At 60.3% G+C, this 21,215-nt stretch carries 23 protein-coding genes and 4 tRNA genes; 12 read left to right on the forward strand and 15 right to left on the reverse strand.

Translation table 11 applies throughout. The features are described 5' to 3' along the window. Positions 1 to 54: 54 nt before the first annotated feature. Positions 55 to 139: transfer RNA gene (locus HMPREF2736_RS08500), tRNA-Leu, on the forward strand. 23 nt (positions 140 to 162) lie between these two features. On the opposite strand, the gene bcp is transcribed toward HMPREF2736_RS08500, so the two are convergent. Beyond that, on the reverse strand, positions 163 to 648 hold the full coding sequence (bcp, locus tag HMPREF2736_RS08505) for a thioredoxin-dependent thiol peroxidase (protein WP_070422582.1): 486 nt from the start codon (positions 646 to 648) through the stop codon (positions 163 to 165). Between the two features lie 80 nt (positions 649 to 728). Here bcp and HMPREF2736_RS08510 point away from each other — a divergent pair, with 80 nt between their 5' ends. Both HMPREF2736_RS08510 and HMPREF2736_RS08515 read left to right on the forward strand, forming a co-directional pair. Next, on the forward strand, positions 729 to 1,004 hold the full coding sequence (locus HMPREF2736_RS08510; RefSeq protein ID WP_070483535.1) for a DUF3618 domain-containing protein: 276 nt from the start codon (positions 729 to 731) through the stop codon (positions 1,002 to 1,004). A 119-nt stretch (positions 1,005 to 1,123) separates the two neighbouring features. Then, on the forward strand, positions 1,124 to 1,789 hold the full coding sequence (locus tag HMPREF2736_RS08515; protein WP_070829383.1) for a DUF305 domain-containing protein: 666 nt from the start codon (positions 1,124 to 1,126) through the stop codon (positions 1,787 to 1,789). Here the strand turns inward: HMPREF2736_RS08515 and HMPREF2736_RS08520 are convergent, their stop codons facing one another. Together HMPREF2736_RS08520 and HMPREF2736_RS08525 are read right to left on the reverse strand one after the other, a co-directional pair. Continuing rightward, entirely contained in the window at positions 1,790 to 2,365 is a 576-nt protein-coding gene (locus HMPREF2736_RS08520; protein ID WP_070422580.1) for a nicotinamidase, read from the reverse strand. Positions 2,366 to 2,457: 92 nt separating this feature from the next. Further along, positions 2,458 to 2,530, reverse strand: a tRNA-Lys gene (locus HMPREF2736_RS08525). A 205-nt stretch (positions 2,531 to 2,735) separates the two neighbouring features. Here HMPREF2736_RS08525 and HMPREF2736_RS08530 point away from each other — a divergent pair. Next, positions 2,736 to 3,935, forward strand: a complete 1,200-nt coding sequence (locus HMPREF2736_RS08530) for a L,D-transpeptidase (RefSeq protein ID WP_070829384.1) — start codon at positions 2,736 to 2,738, stop codon at positions 3,933 to 3,935. Between the two features lie 34 nt (positions 3,936 to 3,969). Here the strand turns inward: HMPREF2736_RS08530 and HMPREF2736_RS08535 are convergent, their stop codons facing one another. The 8 genes from HMPREF2736_RS08535 to HMPREF2736_RS08570 all read right to left on the reverse strand — a co-directional run bounded on the left by HMPREF2736_RS08535 (position 3,970) and on the right by HMPREF2736_RS08570 (position 9,101). Continuing rightward, complete coding sequence (locus HMPREF2736_RS08535) at positions 3,970 to 4,830, reverse strand: siderophore-interacting protein (RefSeq protein ID WP_070483539.1); 861 nt, start codon at positions 4,828 to 4,830, stop codon at positions 3,970 to 3,972. A gap of 146 nt (positions 4,831 to 4,976) precedes the next feature. Next, positions 4,977 to 5,052 (reverse strand) — tRNA-His (locus HMPREF2736_RS08540). 46 nt (positions 5,053 to 5,098) lie between these two features. After that, complete coding sequence (gene orn, locus HMPREF2736_RS08545; protein WP_070483541.1) at positions 5,099 to 5,728, reverse strand: oligoribonuclease; 630 nt, start codon at positions 5,726 to 5,728, stop codon at positions 5,099 to 5,101. Continuing rightward, entirely contained in the window at positions 5,729 to 6,535 is an 807-nt protein-coding gene (cmrA, locus tag HMPREF2736_RS08550) for a mycolate reductase (RefSeq protein WP_070829385.1), read from the reverse strand. 10 nt (positions 6,536 to 6,545) lie between these two features. Beyond that, positions 6,546 to 6,866 carry a transcriptional regulator gene (locus tag HMPREF2736_RS08555; protein WP_070829386.1) on the reverse strand — a complete coding sequence of 107 codons (321 nt, stop codon included), beginning with the start codon at positions 6,864 to 6,866 and terminating at the stop codon, positions 6,546 to 6,548. Next, entirely contained in the window at positions 6,863 to 7,288 is a 426-nt protein-coding gene (locus tag HMPREF2736_RS08560; RefSeq protein WP_141761622.1) for a threonine/serine exporter family protein, read from the reverse strand. Before HMPREF2736_RS08560 ends, HMPREF2736_RS08555 begins: the two co-directional genes overlap by 4 nt. Before the next feature lie 39 nt (positions 7,289 to 7,327). Continuing rightward, positions 7,328 to 8,710: an MFS transporter gene (locus HMPREF2736_RS08565; RefSeq protein ID WP_083323036.1), complete on the reverse strand. Its 1,383-nt coding sequence runs from the start codon at positions 8,708 to 8,710 to the stop codon at positions 7,328 to 7,330. A gap of 317 nt (positions 8,711 to 9,027) precedes the next feature. Continuing rightward, positions 9,028 to 9,101 (reverse strand) — tRNA-Arg (locus HMPREF2736_RS08570). Between the two features lie 54 nt (positions 9,102 to 9,155). Here HMPREF2736_RS08570 and HMPREF2736_RS08575 point away from each other — a divergent pair. The 5 genes from HMPREF2736_RS08575 (at position 9,156) to HMPREF2736_RS08595 (ending at position 14,712) form a co-directional block, all read left to right on the forward strand. Further along, positions 9,156 to 11,141, forward strand: a complete 1,986-nt coding sequence (locus HMPREF2736_RS08575; protein WP_070829388.1) for a bifunctional copper resistance protein CopD/cytochrome c oxidase assembly protein — start codon at positions 9,156 to 9,158, stop codon at positions 11,139 to 11,141. 156 nt (positions 11,142 to 11,297) lie between these two features. Continuing rightward, the gene (locus tag HMPREF2736_RS08580) at positions 11,298 to 11,918 is read left to right on the forward strand and encodes a single-stranded DNA-binding protein (protein WP_070829389.1); all 621 of its coding nucleotides are present in this window, start codon (positions 11,298 to 11,300) and stop codon (positions 11,916 to 11,918) included. A gap of 80 nt (positions 11,919 to 11,998) precedes the next feature. Continuing rightward, positions 11,999 to 13,669, forward strand: a complete 1,671-nt coding sequence (gene ettA, locus HMPREF2736_RS08585) for an energy-dependent translational throttle protein EttA (protein WP_070829390.1) — start codon at positions 11,999 to 12,001, stop codon at positions 13,667 to 13,669. Positions 13,670 to 13,680: 11 nt separating this feature from the next. Next, a complete protein-coding gene (locus HMPREF2736_RS08590) occupies positions 13,681 to 14,085 on the forward strand; it encodes an acyl-CoA thioesterase (RefSeq protein ID WP_070829391.1) in 405 nt (134 codons plus the stop codon). Continuing rightward, positions 14,086 to 14,712 (forward strand): DUF8185 domain-containing protein, encoded by a 627-nt coding sequence (locus HMPREF2736_RS08595; protein WP_070820214.1) that lies wholly within the window; start codon positions 14,086 to 14,088, stop codon positions 14,710 to 14,712. A 33-nt stretch (positions 14,713 to 14,745) separates the two neighbouring features. Here the strand turns inward: HMPREF2736_RS08595 and HMPREF2736_RS08600 are convergent, their stop codons facing one another. Together HMPREF2736_RS08600 and HMPREF2736_RS08605 are read right to left on the reverse strand one after the other, a co-directional pair. Beyond that, complete coding sequence (locus HMPREF2736_RS08600) at positions 14,746 to 15,159, reverse strand: globin (protein ID WP_083308079.1); 414 nt, start codon at positions 15,157 to 15,159, stop codon at positions 14,746 to 14,748. After that, positions 15,149 to 16,099, reverse strand: coding sequence for a mechanosensitive ion channel family protein (locus HMPREF2736_RS08605; RefSeq protein ID WP_070829459.1), 951 nt, complete (start codon positions 16,097 to 16,099; stop codon positions 15,149 to 15,151). Before HMPREF2736_RS08605 ends, HMPREF2736_RS08600 begins: the two co-directional genes overlap by 11 nt. A gap of 71 nt (positions 16,100 to 16,170) precedes the next feature. Between HMPREF2736_RS08605 and HMPREF2736_RS08610 the strand changes: the two genes are divergently transcribed. Beyond that, positions 16,171 to 17,319: a cystathionine gamma-synthase gene (locus HMPREF2736_RS08610; RefSeq protein WP_070614492.1), complete on the forward strand. Its 1,149-nt coding sequence runs from the start codon at positions 16,171 to 16,173 to the stop codon at positions 17,317 to 17,319. Here HMPREF2736_RS08610 and pepN read toward each other — a convergent pair. Then, on the reverse strand, positions 17,316 to 19,703 hold the full coding sequence (gene pepN / locus HMPREF2736_RS08615) for an aminopeptidase N (protein WP_070829392.1): 2,388 nt from the start codon (positions 19,701 to 19,703) through the stop codon (positions 17,316 to 17,318). The genes HMPREF2736_RS08610 and pepN overlap by 4 nt on opposite strands. 33 nt (positions 19,704 to 19,736) lie before the next feature. Here pepN and HMPREF2736_RS08620 point away from each other — a divergent pair, with 33 nt between their 5' ends. Both HMPREF2736_RS08620 and HMPREF2736_RS08625 read left to right on the forward strand, forming a co-directional pair. Beyond that, positions 19,737 to 20,354 (forward strand): mycothiol-dependent nitroreductase Rv2466c family protein, encoded by a 618-nt coding sequence (locus HMPREF2736_RS08620; protein WP_070829460.1) that lies wholly within the window; start codon positions 19,737 to 19,739, stop codon positions 20,352 to 20,354. A gap of 5 nt (positions 20,355 to 20,359) precedes the next feature. Further along, a complete protein-coding gene (locus tag HMPREF2736_RS08625) occupies positions 20,360 to 20,836 on the forward strand; it encodes a ribose-5-phosphate isomerase (protein WP_070829393.1) in 477 nt (158 codons plus the stop codon). Between the two features lie 44 nt (positions 20,837 to 20,880). On the opposite strand, the gene HMPREF2736_RS12015 is transcribed toward HMPREF2736_RS08625, so the two are convergent. After that, positions 20,881 to 21,215: HNH endonuclease signature motif containing protein (locus tag HMPREF2736_RS12015; protein ID WP_141761628.1), on the reverse strand; the 335-nt coding region annotated here is incomplete at its 5' end.

The following is a 21,215-nucleotide window of genomic DNA, read 5'->3' on the forward strand; positions in this document are numbered from 1 at the left end:
TTGATACCGCGGTTTCTGTGGATGGGGGCGCGGCGTGTAATATCCGTTCTCGACGCGCCCGTGGCGGAATTGGCAGACGCGCTGGATTTAGGTTCCAGTGCCTTATGGCGTGAGAGTTCAAGTCTCTCCGGGCGCACCAATTCTTTATGGGGGAGTGGGGACTTACAGGTTCCAGTCGCGCAGGATGCGGCCAACGTGGCCAGTTGCCCTGACGTTGTACTGGGCTTGCTCCACGGTGCCCTTACCGTCAGCGTCGACGGAGACAAGGAACGTTGAGCGGATAACGCCTTGGACGATCTTGCCGTAGTTCTTCTTTTCGCCGAAGGCACCGTATGCCTCGAGGGTTTCCTTGGATTCGTCGGATAGCAGCTGCACGGTCAGGTTGTGGTCGTCGCGGAACTTTGCCAACTTCTCTACCGGGTCGGGGCTGATGCCGAGTACGGCGACGGAGGCGTCCTTGAACTGGTCCATATTGTCGCTAAAGTCGCAAGCTTCGGTGGTGCAGCCGGGCGTGTTGGCCTTCGGGTAGAAGTACACGATGACTCGCTGGCCAGCGAAATCGGCAAGCGAAACGGTTTCGCCCTTGTCGTTATTCAGGGAAAAAGCGGGGGCGGTGTCGCCTTGTTGCAGTCTGGTGGGTTCAGTCATGCCTCCCCGTTTTACACTACTGTTGGTACGAAAAGACGTCAGTCTAGAAAAGTCCCAAGTAAACGTAGGAGTTTGAAACCGTGGCACGAGATATTCACGACATTGAGCGTGACCTTGCACGCACCCGCAGCCAGCTGGCTAGCACGCTCGACGAGCTTGCAGACCGCACGAACCCGTCCACCTTGGCCGATACGGCTAGGGATCAGGCAAAGACCTGGCTCGAGGACGAGACTGTGCAGAAGATCATCGCTGGCGTTGGTATCGGTATCGCAGCGCTGATCGGTATCAAGGTCTACAACGGCCGTAAGCGCAAGAGCGAGCTCAAGGAGCTGCAGAAGCTGCTGTCGCGTAACTAAGCGCGAGCGTCTGTACGCCGGTACCTGCAATGTTGTAGGTGCCGGCGTTTTGTCGTCGATACGCTCGTGTCCTTGTTGAATTCAAGGTAATCTCTCTTTACGACCGAAAGGGAGCATCAATGGTTAATGATCAGGCCGACCACGAACTCGAGCGGATGCGCGGCAGTAAAAAGCCGCTGTTGATCGCACTAGCGGTCATTGCGGTGATTGTGCTTGTGCTCACTGTCGCGGGGCCGTCGATACGCGCAGCGTTCACCCCGGACAACAGCACTGCCAACACTGCAAACACCGCCGCAACGTCGACGGACACCGACGCCGAGTACAACGGCACTGACGTCCACTTCCTGGGCATGATGGTGCCGCACCACCAGCAGGCGATCGACATGTCGGATGTGCTGCTGGACTCCGACGTCGACGATGCGCAGGTGCGTGATCTCGCCCAGCGCATCAAGGACGGTCAGGAGCGCGAAAACGAGCAGATGAACGCCTGGGCCGACGAGTGGGGCATCGATCAGGACATGGAGCTCCACTCGAAGCACATCGCCAATGGCATGTTCCCGCCCGAGCAGTTGGACGAGTTCGCGCAGTTGCGTGGCGACGACCTGCGCACCGCTTTCCTCGAAATGATGCACTTCCACCACGCCCACGTGATCAAGATGACGCAGGACGAGGTGGACGGCGGCGCCTACGAGCCGCTTCGCGAGTTGGCCCAAGACATGATTGAGGTGCAAACCGCCGAAATGGGCGAGATGGAAGAACTTCTGGGCTACAACCCGACGAAGTAACTAGACAATCTCGGCGCCAGCCTCAAACATTTCCTGAAGCGCTGCGGCACCGCCCTTGTCATCGACAGGGGAGCACATCGCGCGCAGGACGCGCACCTTGAAACCAGCCTTCAGGGCGTCCAGGACGGTGGCTCGCACACAGAAGTCCGTTGCAATGCCACAGACGTCTAGCTGGGAAACCTCGCGCTCGCGCAACCAATCCTCAAGCGATGTGCCAGCCTCAGTTGCGCCCTCGAACCCGGAATAAGCGGCGGTGTACTTGCCCTTGCGGAAAAACTCCTCAATCAGCGAGGTATCCACCGGTCCGCGCATCTGCGCACCATAGGAATCAGCGACGCAGTGCGGCGGCCAGGTGTTGACAAAGTCCGGTGTCTCGCCTTCCTTGGCAAAGTGGTCACCTGGCTCGATGTGCCAATCCTGTGTTGCCACAATGTGGTCGTACTCCAAACACCTGTTATCAGGGGTGGAGATCAACTCCGCGATTTTTGACGCCACCTCATCGCCGCGGGCGGTGGCAAGGCTACCGCCGGGGCAGAAGTCATTTTGCACGTCAACAATTACCAAGGCTGTTTTCATGAAGATCAGCCTAGTCTCAGCTGCGAGAAAAAGTGACGGGTACACAAAAAGCGAGGCTGGCGGGTAAAATACCTGCCAGCCTCGCTGTGCTGTGCGCCATCAGGGAATCGAACCCCGAACCCACTGATTAAGAGTCAGTTGCTCTGCCAATTGAGCTAATGGCGCGTATTTTGTTTTGTTGGTGTTGCTCTCTGCAACGAGGTAATACATTAGCAGCGTGTGTTGAATGTGTGAAATCGGCAGGTAAGAGCATATTTTTCGGCGATGTTAAACGTTGTATAACGCTTTGTTTGTGGATGGTGGCTTTTTAGCCGTTAACGGTTAAAGTATTGGCGTTTGAGTTTTGGATTTGAGTTGTGAGGGGTCCATTGTGCTCCACCTTCGCGCGGTTCGCCGCTGCACCGCGGTCCTGACGGCGCTGGCTGCAGGAGCGATGATTTCGGCCTGCTCACCGGGGGATGGGTCGAGCCGTCTCGAGCAGGTTGCGGAGACAGACCAGGCTGCAGAGACGACGCCTGCGGCGAAGCCGCCGAAAGTCTCGGTGAGCAATAACGCCACTGACGTCGAGCCTGGCCAGCCGGTGAAGGTGCTTTCGGAGGTCGGATTGGCCTCGGTGAAGATGACCAACGAGGCCGGCAAGGAAGTCGAGGCGGAGTTCAACGACGACAAAACCGAATGGTCTACGGCGGAACCGCTTGGTTACGGACGCGAGTACACCATTGAGGCGCGTGATGTTGAGGGCCAGAAGGTGATGTCGTCGTTTACTACGGTGTCGCCGGCTGTGACGGTTAATGCGTACGTTGGTCCGCTTGACGGCTCGACGGTTGGTGTCGCCCAGGCGGTAACCATCCGCTTTGATAGCCCGATCCAAGACACCAAGAAGATGGAGAAACTCATCTCGGTGGAAACCTCGAACGACACCGAGGGTGGATTCTTCTGGCTGGATCCTTACGAAGTGCGCTGGCGCCCGAAGGAGTACTGGGAGCCCGGTACTGAGGTCACTGTGAAAGTGGATCTGTATGGGCGCAAACTTGCCGAAGGCGTCTACGGTTCCGACGACACCGAAATCAGCTTCACCATCGGTGACAAGGTGGAGACTGTCGTGGATAACTACGACAAGATGCTGCGCGTCTACGCTAACGACGAGTTGGTGAAGGAGTTCCCGATCTCACTGGGAACCGACGGTAGCTACGACACCCCGAATGGCACCTACGTGGTGGGGGATGAGCACCCCAGCCTTGTCATGGACTCGCGTACCTACGGCTTGGCGTTGGATGCGGGCGGGTACGTCACGCCGGTGGATTACGCCACCCAGCTGTCGTACTCGGGCATCTACGTCCACTCCGCGCCGTGGGCGCTGTGGGCGTTGGGGTCCCAGAACCAGTCGCACGGCTGCATCAACGCTTCCTATGAGAACGCCAAGTGGTTCCAGGAGTACGTCAAACGGGGTGACCCGGTAGTGGTGAAAAACACTGGCGGATCGACCCTGACCCCGTACGACGGCTTGGGCTACTGGAACCTTGATTGGGAGCAGCGCTCCGGCGGCAGCGGCGAGCAGCTCTACTCCTAGTGCCCCTAGGTGCAGTTAGTGCCCCCAGGCGCAGTTAGGCTTTCGCGCGTTCCTCCTCGGCTTCAATCTCGGCGTTGAAATCGCGCTTGGAGGCCTGCCACTGATCCTCTGTCATGCCGATGCGCCAGTATCCAGAGATGGACACGTCTTGCTTGGGGACCTCGGATTCGACGAAGAGGAAGCGCCGCATTTCCTTGATCATCTCGGCAACGCCGTGGATGAACCAGCTGGTGTTCTTTCCGTCCGGCACGCCGGCCTGTCGCACGACGCGGGATAGCTCCGTGCCATGGGTCGCGCCGTTGCGGATCACCCAATGGATGTCCACGCCATCGCGGGCTGGGAGCTCAAACTTGCGGTCTTCGGCTTCGATCTCGATGTACGCGGTCGCAGTTGCGCCCTCGGGGAGGCGCTTTAGGCCCGCGCCGATGGCCGGTGCTGCGGACTCATCGCCGGCGAAGATGAAGTGCTCGTAGTCGACCGAAGGGCCCCACGCGCCACCTGGGCCGAAGAAGCCGATCTTCTCTCCAACCTCGGCTACGCGAGCCCACGGACCGGCCAGGCCTGCATCGCCGTGGGTGACAAAGTCAACATCGAAATCCCCGGTCGATGAGTCGAGGTTGATCAACGTGTAGGTCCGGGTCACCGGTTGCTTGTCGCGCGGCTGTTGTTCACGGACCTGTTCGACGTTAAATGGCCAGGAGTAGTCGGCGCCCTCCGGCACGAACAACAGCTTGAGGTAGTGGTCCGTAAACTCCAGATCTTTACCGACAAAAGCGGGGGTGTTCAGGCTTAAGCGAACCAGATCGGGGGAGAGCTGGCGGCGACCGGTCACGGTTGCCTCATTGGCCTTCCGGGGTTTACGCCTCGCGGCCGCTTTGTTGGCTTGTTCGGTCATCGTTGTCCCTGTCCTTCAACAACTCGTGGCTGCTTCGGGCGGCGGAAGTTCGCACGCCAAATAGTTAGGTAAGGCTAACATATTCAAGGAGGGGGTGGAATAGCAATGTGCCCCGTAACCTGTTGTGGAGGTTACGGGGCAAGCTTTGGGGTGGCTGACGGGGCTCGAACCCGCGACACCCAGGATCACAACCTGGTGCTCTACCAGCTGAACTACAGCCACCATTGCTGTTTTGCAGCGGATTACACCTTAGCCGTTCATCTGAAGTTTACAAAAACCGCTGGTAGAACTCGGTTGCAGCGGCAGAAGCCTTCGTTGCGGTGTCGGTGTCCGGGCCGGGGGAGTCCACAAATACGGCGCGACGGTAGTAGTCCAACTCGCGGATGGATTCCACGATGTCCGCCAAGGCGCGGTGAGCCATGCCCTTTTCGGGCTGGTTGTAGTACGCCTTAGGGAACCAGCGGCGCGACAGTTCCTTCACGGTGGACACGTCGATCATGCGGTAGTGCAGGGCGTCGTCGAGACGCGGCATCTGCGCACGGATAAACGCACGGTCGGTAGCAATCGAGTTGCCCGCAAGCGGGGCAGGATGAGCAGGATCGCAATGCTTTGCGACGAGCTCCAGAACCGCATCCTCCGCATCCCGGATACTGGTCGTGGAGGCCTTAATGTCGTCGAGCAGCCCGTTAGAGGAGTGCATCTCGGTGACAAAGTCATCCATCTCCGCCAGTTCGGCGTCGGTGGCGTGGACGACGAGGTCGACGCCGTCGTCGATGATGTTGAGTTCCGCATCCGTGACAAGCGCTGCCACCTCCACGATGACGTGGCGTGACGGGTCAAGACCGGTCATCTCCAGGTCGACCCACACGATGCGATTGTCCTTGTCTGCGATCTCCATTTATTCCTCTCCCATCTTGGCGTAAAACTTGCCCATAATCGGCGGCAGAATCCCGCGCGGGGCGTAGGTAGACACGACATCCATCGCCTTCGATAGCGGCCCCGGAACGACGCGTCGGCGGTTGCGGCGCATCGCCTTCAGGGTGTCGGCAGAGCAGGACTCGTAGGTCGTCCACAGGAAATCGGGCACGACCTTATCCACGATCGACTGCTCCTCCTCCGGAATGTGCGCCTCACGCACAGGGCCGGGGGCGAGCAGGGTGACGTGCACGCCCGTATCCTTCAGCTCGTAATGCAGAGCCTCGGTGAACATGTTCACGCCCGCCTTGGTGAACACGTAGGTGGCGTTGTTCGGGATCGGCAGGTTGCCGGCTGCGGATCCGACGTTGCACAGCGCGCCCTCGCCGCGTGGCACCATCTGATCCAGCACCGCCTTGGTGATGCGGAACACTGCCGTCGCGTTCAGGTTGAACTGGTTTGTCTCGTACTCCCAGTCCTGCTTCATAAACGGGCCGAACGACGCGATGCCGGCAGAATTGACGCAAATGTGAATCTTGCGGTTCGCAATGTGGTTAAGCAGTGCGGTGACGTCGCGTTCCTTAGACAGATCCGCGGCGAAGACTTCGACGGTGACGCCGTGGGCGGCCGCGAGTTCGTCGCCAAGCTTCTGCAATACCTCCTCGCGCCGGGCAACAAGGATGAGGTTGTGGCCACCTTTGGCCAGGTCGCGCGCGATCGCCTCGCCGATGCCTTGGCTCGCGCCAGTAATCAACGCGAACGAGTTGATGGATGGTCCTGGAAAACTCATGCGTCCGAATCTACCCGCCCGCGATCTCTCGCAACGCTGCCGTGTGTCGCTCGAAGGCCTGCGCGCCCGTCGCTGTCAGTGTGACCCACACCGTGTCCTTCGCCCGGGATGAGCCGTACTCGCGGAAGCGCGTGATATAGCCGTGCTCCTCGAGCCGGTCCAACTGCTTGGATAGCGCAGAATCCGACAAGTCTATTTGGTCCCGCAGCGAGCTAAAGCGCATCTCGTGCCGGGACGTTTGCTTCTCGACGGCACCGCCGTGGTACAACGCCGCACAAATCTTCAACCGCGCCAGGGGGTGGATGACAGGGTCGATTTTAGGGGCGCTCATCGGTTCCTGCTTTCGTAGATCATGACAGCCGTGACCACGATCGCTGTGACCACGCCGGCGATGACCCCGCCGACCACGCTTCCTTCTGGGACGAACCAGATCAGCGGCATCATGAACGCGGGGGTGAGAGCGGCGGCCCAGTTCGTCTTCGGGTCTTCCTGGATCGGCTGCTTCATGCTCGGGCGTACGTTGCGGTTGTGATCTCGCACGGCGAGTGCGATGCAGGCGATGATGATGACCGTAAACAGTGCCCACCAGTACTTCCAGCCGATGATCGTGCCGGCGATCGTGACACCGAAACTGGTGCCGAGGATGGCGTAAGCCCACGGCGGTGTGGGTGGTTTACGTGCGTCTTGCTCGATCCCGTCGATCTGCTCGAGGGCGGCGCGGGCCTCTTCCTTCGAGATCTTATTGCTTTCCATGCCGGCAAGTATGTCACTTGCCGGCATGGAAAGCAAGCGTTAAATATCGTGCATCTCCTGGTGCTTAGTCTCTGGGGAGGAAAGGATTGCCCACAGGGAAATCGCGGTGACAATAACCAGGTAGATACCCACAGCCTGCGGGCCATACTTCGCGTTCAGTGCCGTCGCAATGAAGGGGGCGATAGCCGCACCCAGGATGGAGGACACGTTGTACGCGATACCCGAGCCGGTGTAGCGCACATTCGACGGGAACAACTCCGGCAAGATCGCAGACATCGGGCCGAAGATGAAGCCCATCAACACCATGCCGATGAACAAGAAGATGCCCAGGGAAACCATGGTGAACGTCTCCGGATTCAGCAGCCACTTGAAGCTCAGGCCATAGACGATGATCGCAACCGAGGTCAGACCCAGCACCGGGCGACGGCCGTAGACATCCGACCAATGCGCCGCAATCGGGATGCCAGCGATGAACCCGAAGATGCATACCAGCTGCAGCTTCAGGAACGTCGGGTACGCAATACCCAGGCCAACGCCCTCTTCCGCCGAACCAATTCCGTAGGAGAGGAACCAAGTGGTCACGATGTAGAACAGCGTGTAGCAACCGACCATGACAAACGTGCCCTGGATCAGCGGCTTCCAAGCGGTCTTGAATACCTCCGCCAGTGGGGAAGCGGCCTTCTGGTTGTTCTGCTCCACCTGCTGGAACACCGGAGTCTCCTCAACCTGCAGGCGAACCCACAGGCCGATGATGACCATCACGATGGACAGCAGGAACGGAATGCGCCAGCCCCAGCGCATGAACGCGCCCTCGAAGTCGCCAGTGGTGTGGCCCAGCACGGTGACCAGGATGAGGAACAGGCCGTTGGCCAGCAGGAAGCCGAACGGCGCGCCGAGCTGCGGCCACATGCCCGCCCAGGCGCGGCGGCCCTTAGCTGCTGTTTCTGTGGACAGCAGGGCTGCGCCGGACCACTCGCCGCCCAGGCCGAGGCCCTGGCAGAAGCGCATCAGTGCCAGCAGCGCCGGCGCCCAGATACCGGCTTGGGCATAGGTGGGCAGCAGGCCGATAACAAAGGTGGCGATGCCCATCGTCAGCAGCGCGCCGACCAGGGTCGCCTTACGCCCAACCTTGTCGCCGAAGTGGCCGAACAGTACTGAACCCAGCGGACGGGCAATAAACGCCAAGCCGAACGTGGCAAACGACGACAGCAGCGCAACCGTGCTCGACTCCGACTTGGGGAAGAAGAGGAACGGAAATACCGCGACGGCTGCGGTGGCGTAGGCGTAGAAGTCGTAAAACTCAATCGTCGTGCCAATTGTCGACGCAAGGCGGACCCGGTTTCGCTCCTGTGGCGTTGTCTCCCGGATGGCAGCAGGGGCCGCTTGTGGGGCAGGGGGTTGATGCTCGACGCTGGTGGTCATTGCCCGTCCTCTCATTCCATTGTGTGAAACTGCTGTGTCGCAGAATGGAAGAAACTGTACCACGCTATGGGACGCTTATCCCAAAAATGGGTGGGGTGTGGTCTGCTGAGGCCAAACGACACATCCAACACGGCATATATCGCTGAAAATCAGCGGAGTATGCCGTGTTCCATGTGTCGTTTAGCTTTGCGGCACGCCTCTTTCCCCGCACATGGTGAGAACGCATTGGTGAAGACGGCCAAAAATCGGCATCTTCACCAATGCGTTCTCACCAAGTACGCGGCGCGCCCCTCATCCCAACCCCCAGAAACACAAAGCGCCCCCAGCAGGATTCGAACCCGCGACCAGCCGGGTAGAAACCGGATGCTCTAATCCACTGAGCTATGGGGGCAGTGCGAATGATTGTAGTTATGGCCGTATCGCGGGCGAAAGTAGGGTATGCAGCATGACTGAGACTGCCCGAAAGCCTGCTGTTGTTTCCGCTTGGCCGCTCTATCTTGCCGCGCTCGCTGCGGCGGCGGTGGTCGCGGGTGCGGTGGCGCAGTCGTTCTCTGGTGGGTCGCTGGCGGCGCTCGGTATTCCGGACCCTGGCGTGACCACCACGTTCGGTTTGCCGGCGCTGCGCGGTGTGGCGTGGATTCTTATGGCGTTGGCGGTGGGGTCGTTCATGCTGTCGTCATTCTTCATCCCGCCGCGCATGCAGGGGGAGGATCTCAACGGTGCGCAGTTGACGGTGGACGGGCACATCGCTTCGCGTACTGGTGCGCACGCGAGTGCGGGCATCGTGCTGATTGGGTTGTTGATGATTCCGCTGGTGCTGTCGGATGTGTCGGGCCAGCCGATGAAGACTGTCATGTTTGAGGCGGCCGCCTGGACGCAGGCCTTGGAGCAGGTGAAAGAGGCTCGCGTGTGGTTGATCGTCGCTGCGTTCGCGGCGGTGGTGGCCGTCGGCGGCTACGTTGCGACGAGTTGGTGGTCGCAGGTTGCGCTTTTTATCGGCGCGATTGTGGTGGTCATGCCGATCGGTCTGACCGGCCACTCGGCGACGGGCGGCTCCCACGACTTTGGCACCAACTCGCTCATTTGGCACCTCGTGGCCATGTTGCTGTGGGTTGGCGGTCTTATGGCGCTTGTGGCGCATGCTTTACGACGAGGCCCTCACCTCACCGAAGCCACCCGCCGCTACTCCATGGTCGCCCTGTTTTCCATCCTGGCTATGGCGCTTTCCGGTGTGATTAACGCGCTGGTGCGCGTGCGTATTAGTGAGTTGACGGAGTATAGCTACGGCATCGTGCTGATCGTGAAGACGGTAGCGATTGTGCTGCTCGGCATCATTGGTTACGCCCACCGCGAGCGCACCATCCCGCTGTTGGACAGCCAGCCGAAGGCGTTTGCCCGCCTCGGAGCGGTGGAAGTCCTGATCATGGCTGCGGTCTCCGGCCTTGCGGTCACCCTTGGCCGCACGCCGCCCCCGCCGCCGCTCGACCCGAACCTCACCCGCATGCAGGTGAAGATGGGGTACAACCTTTCTGAACAGATCTCCTGGACCAACTGGATCACTCTGTGGCGCCCCGAGCTGCTGTTTAGCGTCATTGCGATTCTTCTGGCCGTCTACTACCTGCGCCTGGTGCGCCGCGTGGACGGGTGGAAGACGTCACGGACGGTGTGGTGGTTGCTTGGGTGTGTGACGGTCGTCGTCACGCTGAGCTCTGGGTTGGGCATGCACATGCCGGCGTCGTATTCGGTGCACATGTCCGTCCACATGATTCTGTCCATGGGCGTGCCAGTGTTCCTGGTGCTGGGCGCACCGCTGACGCTGATCGGCAAGGCGTACCCGGCAGGCGAGTTCAACCCGCGCATGTGGGTGGAGAGCTTCCAGCGCTCGAAGTTCTTGCGCATGGTCACGTTCCCGCCGGTGTCCACCATTCAGTTTCTGGTGTTTTTCTACGCCATGTATGTGTTCATCCCGCTCTACGAGCTGATGATTTCCGAGCACGCCGGCCACGTCATCATGAACGCCGTCTTCATGGTGTCCGGATACTTCTACTTCTGGGAGCTGATCGGCCCCGACCACATTGAGGGCCGCGCCACCGCGAAAACGCGCCTGGCCTGGTTGTGGGTATCCATGCCGTTCCACCTGTTCATGGGTGTTTACCTCATGCAACTCGGCGTGGTTATGGGCGAGGACTTCTACAACAACCTCGAACTGCCGTGGAACCCTGACCTGGCGCAGATTCAGAAGGAGGGCGGCGGCATCGCCTGGGCGTCCGGTTCCTTCCCGCTGCTGATCGTCTTCGGTGAGTTGTTCATGCAGTGGCTGCGCGAAGACCGTGCCGAGACGGAAGAGGCGGATCGTCGCGCCGAAGAGACCGATGACGAAGAATGGCGCCGCTACAACGAGATGCTCGCCCAGTACGGAAATCGCTCCTAGCAGCGGATTGTGGAATCTGTTTTCAAAGTTATCCACAGAAACGGACCACCCCTTTACCGGCTTTAAAAATCGTGCGAACCTCGAAGTGTGCAGGGCGTTGCTTGACGACGACACCCCGCACACCATCATCCGCACTATGGAAAGGGGGGCTCTTCCATGAGCCAAAACACCATCCGCCTAATTGGCAATCTGACCGACGATCCGAAACTTGTGTTGTTCGCGAGTGGGGCGACGGTAACCAAGATGAGGCTGGCGTCGTCGAAAAGAAGGCGCGTCACCGACGACAACGGCAAAGAGGTCTGGGAAGACGTCGACCCGCTGTTCATCGACGTCGAATGCTGGGGGCAACTCGCCGTCAACTGTGGAGCGTCGCTGAAGAAGGGATTCCCCGTCATTGTCGACGGCTCGCTGGTCACCGACTTCTGGCAAGAAGGCGAAGGCAACAACGCCGTCACCCGCTCGAAGATCATGCTCAAGGCCCGCAACGTGGCCTTTGACATGAACCACTACCAGCTCAACTCGGCGCGCACCTCCAACTCCGGACACAGCCTCGACGGACACGACGCGGTACCTGTTATGGATGCCGAGGCCGTGTTCGAGCGGCTCACCGGCCAACCACCCAGCTTTGCCGACCCGGTCGACCCGGCCGAGCCGGTGGCCGCCGAAGCCGATGGGGGAGACAATGCTCTCGACGGAGCCCTCGACGGAGCCCCCGACGGCACCGACGAGGCCCGCTACAGCGCCGAAGACCTCAGTGCCGCCAAGGCACCGTTCTAGGAGGGCGTCGTACTCAGCCACGTGATGTACCCTGATTGCGGTATTTAACGTCCGCATTCACCAACAAAAGGGGAAACGTAGTGGCTGAGTTCATCTACACGATGAAAAACGTCCGCAGGGCCATTGGCGAAAAAGTCATCCTGGACAACGTCACCATGGCCTTCTACCCAGGCGCCAAGATCGGCGTTGTGGGTCCGAACGGCGCCGGTAAATCGTCGCTGCTGAAGATCATGGCGGGCATCGACCAGCCAAACAACGGCGAAGCCTTCCTGCAGCCAGGAGCCACCGTTGGCATCCTGCTGCAGGAGCCGCCGCTCAACGAAGAAAAGACCGTCCGCGGCAACGTCGAAGAAGGCCTCGGCGAGCTGTTTGAAAAGAAGCAGCGCTTCGAGGAAATCGCCGAAGAAATGGCGACCAACTACTCCGACGAGCTCATGGAAGAAATGGGCAAGCTGCAAGAAGAGCTCGACGCAGCTGACGCGTGGGAGATCGACTCCAAGATCGAGCAGGCCATGGAGGCTCTGCGCTGCCCGCCGTCCGATGCGCCGGTGACCAACCTGTCGGGTGGTGAGCGTCGTCGAGTCGCACTGGCGAAACTGCTGCTGAGCGAGCCGGACCTCCTGCTTCTCGACGAGCCCACCAACCACCTCGACGCCGAATCCGTCCTCTGGTTGGAGCGCCACCTGCAGACCTACCCGGGTGCCGTGCTCGCAATTACCCACGACCGCTACTTCCTGGACAACGTCGCAGAATGGATCTGTGAGGTCGACCGCGGCCAGCTCTACCCGTACGAAGGCAACTACTCCACCTACCTGGAGAAGAAGGCCGAGCGTCTGGAAGTTGTCGGCAAGAAGGACCAGAAGCTGCAGAAGCGCCTGAAGAAGGAACTTGAGTGGGTCCGTTCCTCGCCGAAGGCACGCCAAGCCAAGAACAAGGCACGTCTGGAGCGCTACGAAGAGATGGCAGCCGAGGCGGAGAAGTACCGCAAGCTCGACTTCGAAGAAATCCAGATTCCGACCCCGCCGCGCCTCGGCAGCAAGGTCGTCGAAGTGGAAAACCTGAACAAGGGCTTCGACGGACGCGTCCTGATCAAGGACCTGTCGTTCACCCTGCCGCGCAACGGCATCGTCGGCGTCATCGGCCCCAACGGCGTGGGTAAGTCGACGCTGTTCAAGACCATCGTTGGTCTGGAAGAGCCGGACTCCGGCAACGTGACCGTCGGCGAGACCGTCCAGATCTCCTACGTGGACCAGAACCGCGAAAACATCGACCCAGAGGAGACCGTCTGGGAAGTTGTCTCCGACGGCCTGGACTACATCCACGTCGGCCAGAACGAAATGCCGTCGCGCGCCTACCTGTCCGCCTTCGGCTTCAAGGGTGCTGATCAGCAGAAGCCATCCAAGGTCCTCTCCGGCGGCGAGCGCAACCGCCTCAACCTGGCGCTGACGCTCAAGCAGGGCGGTAACCTGATCCTGCTCGATGAGCCCACCAACGACCTTGACGTCGAAACCCTGGGCTCCCTGGAAAACGCGCTGCAGGTTTTCCCGGGCTGCGCCGTGGTCATCTCGCACGACCGTTGGTTCCTCGACCGCACCTGTACCCACATCCTCGCGTGGGAAGGCAACGTCGAAGAAGGCAAGTGGTTCTGGTTCGAAGGTAACTTCGGCGACTACGAGAAGAACAAGGTCGAACGCCTCGGTGAGGAAGCCGCCAAACCGTCGCGCGTCACCCACCGCAAGCTCACCCGTTAGGAGCAAACCCCATGGCAGAAATCCACGTGCACACCATTCCGGTGCGTTGGAGCGACTTTGACCGCTACGGTCACGTGACCAACTCGGCCTATGTCGAGCTGGCGCAGGAGGCGCGCCTGGCGTTCGCGGAGAAGTTCTTCTATTCCGAAGGCCACGAGTTCGTGGTGTTCGTACGCCGGCTCGAGGTGGACTACGTCCGTCCGATCCTGCCCAACACCACCGCAGTGACCGTGGAGACGCAGGTGGTCAACGTAGGCAATACCTCGTTTACCACCCGCCAGGAAATCAAGGACGCGCAGGGCAAAACCTGCGCAGTGGTGGAGTGTGTGCAGGTTACGGTGGATACCACGACCACCTCGCCGCGGGAGATCACCAAAAAGGAGATCGGCATCCTGTCTAAGGCGGCCGAAAACTAGGTGATCACCCTTGACATCGAATCTGGCGCGCGCGGCCTGACCACTCTGGTCGGCCGCGCCGTCGGCTTAGATTCACAGGCCTCCGCACGCTTCCAGGAGGTTGGCGGGGGTGCGCTCGACGTGTTCGTGACCACGCCCTTCGAGGCCATTGCTTCTCGACGAATCACCGGCACCACCTCCCACAACACCGGCACCGTCAGCGCCCGCGACTTGCTTGCCGCGCTGCAGTCCGGCTCGGTGGAGGTCGGGCCGGCGCGCGATACCGCCTGGCCTGGGGCGCTGCCACCCGCCACCGGATTCGTTGCGCGTGAGCAGGTGCCGGTTGGCGTGGCGCGTCGCCTTGCCGACGAAGGCCGCAACCTCGCCCGCCAATTCTCCGGACCAGCCGGCCCACCGAAATCCTTGCTGGACGGGATCGTGCTCACCGCAGACGCCGACAGCGACAACCCAGTGGAGATCCCCATGCGGATGATCTTCGCCTGCACCGCACTCGGGCTCATCCCCGGCTTCGAAGCACCCGCGGAGATCCCGCGTCACCTGCGCGTATCCAGCTGCGGGCGCTGGACCCGCCTAGACGCCCCCTTCGGATCCGTCTACCGCAACGCCGGACTCGGCCTGCTGTTCTAACGGGCCGCGCTTCGCTGGCGGCCCGGGCTGGGACTAATAGGCCCGCGGGCCCTGGTTGATCATCATGTACGCCACACGCTGCATGTGATTCCACATCTGGGCGCGGTACGGTTCGGGCAGCTCGTCGTCGTCAAACTGCTCCATCGACTTGCCCATCAACTCGAGCCAACGATCCGCCTCCGGCTCACCGATCGCGAAAGGGAAGTGGCGCTTGCGCAACATCGGATTGCCACGCTGCGCCTGATACTCGCGCGGGCCACCCCAATACTGGACAAGGAACCAGCGCAGACGGTTCTCCGCGCCCTCCCAATCCTGATCCGGGTACATCGGGCCAATGAGGTCATCCTCCTTGACCTGGTCGTAAAACCCGCGGACAAGGCGGATGAAGAACGGTTCGCCACCGACGGCGTCGAAAAGCGTCTGCTCCTGCTTCGGGCTAATCTCCAACGTTTTCCTCCTGCTGTTTCACCAATACAGACTCCCGCGGCGTCAACACCACACCCTCACGGTGCAACGCCGCCAAAATCCGCTGATTCAAATACCGCGCAACCGTCCACTGCATGCCAGGCATCGTCTGCACCTCCACGCGGAACGACATGTAATCCGGCGTCACCTCGCTCGGACCCAACATCCGCGGAGTGCCCATCACCAGCTCGGCGACTTCCTTGTCCTGGCAGCCCGCAACAGCGGTCTCTTCGATCAAACGCGACACCTCATCCGGATCCACCATCAACGACACCGGCACCTGCACACGCGCGGTAGAGAAGCGGGCCGAGTGATTGCCAACCCGATCGATGTCGCCGTTACGGATGTACCACAGCGCACCGTCGATATCGCGAAGCGTGGTGATGCGAAGCGTCATCTCCTCAACATCACCCACAACATCGCCGACCTCAATCGTGTCACCCACCCCGAACTGATTCTCAATCAAAATCGCTACACCGGAGAAGAAATCCTTCACCAACGACTGCGCACCAAAACCAATCGCCACACCGACAACACCAGCCGACGCAATCAACGGCGCAACATTGACCCCCAACTGATCCAGCACCGCAAGCACCGCCCACGCCCAAATCACAATCGCAGCCACCGACCGGCCCACATTGGCCAGCGTCTTCATCCGCTGCTGACGACGCTTCTCCTGCGCACGAATCTGCTGCGCATCACGCCCCTCATACTTCAACACATTCGAGCGTTTAATTCCCTGGCGCGTCGCACGCCGAATAATGCCATTCGCCAGCCAATTCAGCACAATTGCAACCAGCAAAATGAGCACGATCTTCACCGGGCGCTCAATGAACAATTCATGCGTTTGCGGATTGTTCCACCACGACGTCACGCCCTCGACAGCTTGGTCAACCTTTTCAGAAGCATCTTGAGTATCCATCACCGCACGAGTGTACGCGCGATGCATAAAAATGACCGAGGGGTGTACCGCTTGGTCTAGTGTCTGTGCACATGACTGTCTACGGATTCACCACCAACGCCATCCACGCAGGCTACGAGCCCGACAGCCTCTACGGGCCAATCAACACCCCCATCTACGCCTCCACCACCTTCGCCCAAGACGGCCTCGCCGAACTCCGCGGCGGCTACGAATACACACGCGTGGGAAACCCCACCGTCACCGCCCTGGAAAAAGCCGTTGCGGCGCTTGAAAACGCCGACTTCGCCGTCGCCTACTCATCCGGCATGGCAGCTATCGACGTCGTCCTGCGCATCCTGCTCAAACCCGGCGACCATGTCGTCGTATCCAACGACGCCTACGGCGGCACCTACCGCCTCATCCAACAAGTCTTCACCCTCTGGGGTGTGGAAAACACCGTCGTCGACATGACCAACCCCACAGAGGTCGCCGCCGCCGTCCAAGACAACACCAAGGTCATCTGGGTGGAAACGCCGACAAACCCAATGCTGGACGTCGTCGACATCGAAGCAATCGCGGCAGTGAAGAAGCAGGCAGCGCTGGTCGTCGACAACACCTTCGCATCCCCCTACCTGCAAAAACCATTCGAACTCGGCGCCGACGTCGTCCTCCACTCAACGACGAAATACATCGGCGGCCACTCCGACGTCGTCGGCGGCATCGTCTGCGGCCGCAACGACCGCGTCGACGGCTTCCACGAACAACTCCGCTTCTTCTTCGGCTGGGTCGGCGCCAACCCATCCCCGTTCGACACCTACCTCACCGGCCGCGGCCTGAAAACCCTCGCCGTGCGCATGGACCGCCACTGCGACAACGCCGAAGCCGTGGCCAAATACCTCGACGCCCAACCGCAAGTTTCCCGCGTGTGTTACCCGGGACTCGAAACACACCCGGGCCACGAGGTGGCGAAAAAGCAGATGACCCGCTTCGGCGGCATGGTCTCCGTACTGTTCCAAACCACCGAGCAGGCCAAGAAGTTCTGCAAGTCGACGAAACTGTTCTGCCTCGCCGAATCCCTCGGCGGCGTGGAAAGCCTGCTCGAGCACCCCGCCACCATGACCCACGTGTCCGTCGCCGGCTCGGCGCTCGAGGTGCCGGGGGAGTTGGTCCGCATTTCCGTGGGCATTGAGGACGAGGCCGACCTGATCGCCGACCTCGAACAAGCCCTCAAGCAGCTTTAATTTGCTGCTGCGTCGGCCGCGCGGTTGCGCACAGCGCGTGCGGAGCGGTCCTGGCCTTCGGCGATAACACGCTTCAGGCCATTGGGGACGTCGCTGTTCAGCAGGGCGTTTGCCTTCTCAACAGCCTCTTGCGTGACGTCCCAACGCGGGTACATGCCCTCCAGGGTGCGCTGCGCCATCTCGTTGGTCAAACGGTCCCACAGGGCCGGCGCGGCGCGGAAGTACTCGTCGGTCAACCCCTCGAGCCCAGCGTCGGTGAAGGTGAGCCCGTCCATGAGGTAGCGGGCCTCGAGATTGGTCAGGTCGTCGTTAATGAGCTTGTCCCAAGCCCAACGCTTATCGACGACCGCCCTCGCCCTCAACCGCGAAATCGCACCCTCCGACGTCTCGTCCTTCTCCTCGTCAACGGCCTCCAACGGCAAGGCGCCAGCAGCGAGAAGGTTCGTGATCGCCAACCAACGAACCTCCTGATTCTCGGAGGTCTTCAGCAAATCCTTGAAGTACTCAACCGTCTCCTCAGTCGGCTCCAGACGGGCAAGCGCACGGTCGAACACCGCCTTCTGCTCCTGACCACGGAACGCCTCGTTCAGCAGATCGAAGCCGGTGCGCCGCCACGCCGGATCAACGTAGCGCTTCACAGCCTCAGTAGCCTGAGCGGCGATCCGCTCCTGCATATCCGGGCCAACCTCGCGCGCCACCAACTCCACATACTGACGAGCAGGCAGACGACCATCACGCACAGACTCCCACAGGGAAGACCACACCAACGTCTTCGCCAACGAATCCTCAATCTGGCCCAAGTGCTCCACGGCAAACTGCTGCTGCTGCGCATCGAGGCCCATCAGGCAGTACGTGAGGTCGTCGTCGTTCACCAGGGCGAGATCGTGTTTCACGCCTGAAAATTCAGGAATCTCAGTGCGCTCGCCGGTGATATCGAGTTCGACTTGGTGGGTGCGCTGCACGGTGCCGTCGATAAGCGAATAAAGCCCCACGCGAACACGGTGATCGCGCAACACCGGCGACTCCTGCACCACGGTAAACGTGTCCGAAATCTCCGGGTAAAGACGCGACACACCGGTAGTACGCAGCCACTGCTCAGCCCAGTTCGACAAGTCGCGACCCGAAGCCTCCTCCAGCGCGCCGAGCAGATCATCAAACGTGGCATTGGAGTAAGCATGGTTATCGAAGTGCTTACGCACACCCGCGAAAAACTCCTCATAACCCACATACGCCTGCAACTGCTTCAACACAGACGCACCCTTGGCGTAAGTAATGCCGTCGAAATTCTGCTCCGCCGTCTCAATATCCGGCGCATCCGCAGCAATCGGGTGCGTCGACGGCAACTGATCCTGCGAATACGCCCACGCCTTCTCCACCGTGGCAAACGTCGTCCACGCCTCCGGATACTCACCGATACCCACCTGCGCCGTCGCCGCCGACCAAGTAGCAAACGACTCATTGAGCCACAGATCGTCCCACCACTCCATCGTGACAAGATCGCCGAACCACATATGCGCCATCTCATGCAGAATCGTATCGTTGCGACGCTCCAGACGATACGGCGTCGGCTCAGACGTGAAAATGTACTCATCGCGGTACGTCACACAACCAACGTGCTCCATCGCGCCCATGTTGTACTCCGGGCAAAACACCTGATCGTACTTGTCGCCAAACGGGTACTTGCGGCCGAAATTCGCGTGATAGAAATCGAAGCCGTCCTTCGTCTGACGGAACAGTCGCTCCGAATCCATATGCGGAATCAAACTGGCACGCGCGTACAGACCAAGCTCAATCGTGCGGCCATCACCCGCGTCGTACGTGTCGGTGACCTTCTCAAACTCACCCGCGCAAATCGCAACCAGGTATGTCGACAGCGGGTAATCAATCGTCGTGGTCCAGGTCGCGGTGCCGTCACCGTTTTCCTCGCGTGAAACCGCCTCATTCAGAATCACCGTGTAACGCTCCGGCGCCTTCACACCCACCTTGTACGTCGCCTTCAAATCCGGCTGATCAAACGAGGCAAACACCTTCATCGCCATCGCCGGCTCAAACTGCGTGTACAGGTAGTCCTTGCCATCCACCGGATCCGTGAACTTATGAAGGCCCTCACCCGTGCGGTTGTACGGCTCCGTCGACGTCACCCGCAGCTCATGGGAACCCGCCGACAACGTGATCTCCTGGCCAGTCGCCTCACCATCAAGCGTCGCCTCGAACGACTCCGCCACCAGGTCAAAGTGCGTCGTTCCCGCCTCGGAATCGAACTGGATTGTCGACACCGTCGTGAACGTGTCCTTGCCAGTGATATCCACCAGAATGTCGTAACGAACGTTGGAAATGAGCTTTGCGCGCAACTGCGCGTCTTCACGCGTGAGATTAGTCTTCATGTGACTCAGGCTACACGCGCTATTGTGGGCGGCATGAAAGAGCAAGTGACTTTTTGGTTTGATGTTTCCTGCCCGTTTTGCTGGTTGACTTCGCGTTGGATGAAGGAAGTGGAGAAAGTCCGCGATGTTGAGGTCGAGTGGGTGCCGATGTCGCTCTCCGTGCTCAACGACGGCCGTGACATCCCTGCCGACTATGCCGAGTTGATGAAGGCGAACTGGGGTCCCGCGCGTGTGTTCGCGAAAGTGAAGCAGGATGCCCCGGACAAGATCGACGCGCTGTACACGGCGATGGGCACGATCATCCACACTGGCGGCCAGGATCACAAGAAAGGTTTCGGCGCCTACGACAGTGTTATTGCGGAGGCGCTCGCCGAGGTTGGTTTGCCCGCGGAGTACGCGGATGTGGCGAATACCGACGAGGTTGATGAGGCCTTGCGCGGTTTTCACGCGTCGGCAATGGCTGAGGTTGGCGACGACGTCGGCACCCCCGTGGTCAAGCTCGGCGACAGTGCGTTTTTCGGCCCGGTGATCACGCGTGTGCCGGAGGGCGAGGATGCTGGGAGGTTGTTCGACCATGCGGTTGGTGTGGCAAGTTTCCCGTATTTCTTTGAGCTCAAGCGCAGCCGTACGGAAGCCCCGCAGGTACGCTAGGCCCTATGCGTATTTACCTTGGAGCAGATCACGCCGGTTTCGAGCGGAAGAATCAGATTAAGGCCCATCTTGAGGCGCAGGGGCATGAGGTGACTGACTGCGGCGCCCACGAGTATGACGCTGCGGATGATTACCCGGCGTTTTGCATCGCCGCAGCGGAGGCTGTGGTCGCTGATCCGGGTTCTTTGGGCATTGTGCTTGGTGGTTCGGGCAATGGTGAGCAGATTGCTGCGAATAAGGTGAAGGGTGCTCGTTGTGCGTTGGCGTGGTCGGTTGAGACGGCGAAGTTGGCGCGTGAGCACAATAATGCTCAGTTGATTGGTATTGGTGGCCGTATGCATACGGAGGAGGAGGCGCTCGCGATCGTTGATGCGTTTGTTGCTCAGCCGTGGAGTGAGGAGGAGCGTCATCAGCGTCGTATCGATATTCTCGCGGAGTATGAGCGCACTGGTGTCGCGCCGGAGGTTCCGTCTGCGAAGTAGTGTGTAGGCATGACGATTGGCCCGCTTTTTGGCGGGCTTTTTCGTTATGTGAAGAGTTGTTGCATGGCTCCGGGCGGATGCTTCTCGACGACCGACCCTCCCGGCGATACCCACACCGGTATCCCATCACGTATCTGTATTCGCCCGTAGCGGTTTTCACGCGGGTCATCATCGTTGCGCCCGTTATGGAACCGACACAACGGCACCAGGTTGGCCAGGTTGGTCTCCCCGCCATACCGCCAGGCTTGGATGTGGTGGATTTCGCAGTTGTCAGCCCCATGCCGGCAATCCGGCACCGGACACGTCGGCGACATCATCGATGCCAACGCGCGTTGCTTACCATTAGCAAACCGCTGGGTGCGATACAGGTTGACTGCAC

The sequence above is a fragment of the Corynebacterium sp. HMSC036E10 genome (assembly GCF_001836265.1).
GTDB classification, from domain to species: Bacteria; Actinomycetota; Actinomycetes; order Mycobacteriales; family Mycobacteriaceae; genus Corynebacterium; species Corynebacterium coyleae.